General features: G+C 72.0%; 1 protein-coding gene and 1 rRNA gene. Both read right to left on the bottom strand.

Annotated elements, in window-relative coordinates:
- Nucleotides 1-143 precede the first annotated feature (143 nt).
- Nucleotides 144-995, bottom strand: coding sequence for a phosphatase PAP2 family protein (locus ACFXHB_RS33590; protein ID WP_380578790.1), 852 nt, complete (start codon nt 993-995; stop codon nt 144-146).
- A gap of 95 nt (nt 996-1,090) precedes the next feature.
- Nucleotides 1,091-1,173 (bottom strand): 5S ribosomal RNA (gene rrf / locus ACFXHB_RS33585); the annotation flags it as partial.

Below are 1,173 nucleotides of genomic sequence, written 5' to 3'. Positions count from 1 at the left end.
GCCCCGCGCCGCCCCAACAAAGCGGGGCGGGGGGCGTGCCCCAGGGCGGTTACTTTCCCCCCCCCCGCCGGGGGGGGGGGGGGGGGGCCCCCCCCCCCGGGGGGGGGCCCCCCCCCCCCCCCGGCCGTCGTGCGGCGCCCGGGTCAGCTACGGGTGGCCACGTGCTCCGTCGCCCCGGCCCCGGCCACCACGGCATCCGGACGGGCCGCCACCCGGCGGGTGCGCCAACGGCCGTAGCCCGCCTGGAGGGCGTACGCGAAGAGCAGGATCACCACGGCCACCAGGCCGTCCGCCCAGAAGTGGTTGGCCGTGACCACCACGACCGCGACAGTCAGCACCGGGTGCACCACCACCAACCAGCGCAGCGGGCTCCGTGACACCTTGATCACCGCGACCGCGGCCAGAACGCACCAGGCCACGTGCACCGACGGCATCGCCGACAGCTGGGCGACCTTGACCATCCCGCCGACCGTGTCGCCGTACACCGACTGCCCGTACTCCGCCGCGACGTCCACGAAGCCCTCCTGCGGCAGCATCCGGGGCGGCGCCACCGGGATGAACTGCACCGCCAGGCAGATCGCGGTGGTGATCACGACCGTGTTCCGCACCCACGCGTAGCGGGCACGGTGCCACACGAAGACCCAGAGCAGCACCGCGATCATCACCGTGAAGTGCATCGCGGCGTAGTAGTAGTTCGCCGCCTTCACCACCGCCGGGCAGGACGTCACGGCGGCCTGCCACGAGGCCTCGTCCGGCAGCCCGATCGCCAGCTCCGTCCGGTGGATCCACCGTGCCCGGTCCAACGCGTGCTCGGCGCTCATCAGGGACAGGTGTCCGACCAACTGCCAGAGCGCGAACAGCGCGAGCAAGGTGCCGGCCTCCCGCAGCAACGCCGAGAGCGGCGCACGCCGCACCCGGGAAGCCGCGTACGCCCCCCCGTAGAGAGCGACCGCGGCGCCCCCGGCGGACTGCCAGGTAAGGGTCAGATTCTGCAACGGTTCGCGCCTCTCCACCGAGCGGGTTGTGCTGGCAGAGACGTTAACGCAAAAAGACCCCCTCCCGAACGGGAGGGGGTCTTTTTGGAATGATTGTTCGGCGGCGTCCTACTCTCCCACAGGGTCCCCCCTGCAGTACCATCGGCGCTGTGAGGCTTAGCTTCCGGGTTCGGAATGT

Source organism: Kitasatospora sp. NPDC059327 (assembly GCF_042752535.1).
Lineage (GTDB): Bacteria > Actinomycetota > Actinomycetes > Streptomycetales > Streptomycetaceae > Kitasatospora.
This window is presented reverse-complemented; position numbering and strand designations above follow the sequence as displayed.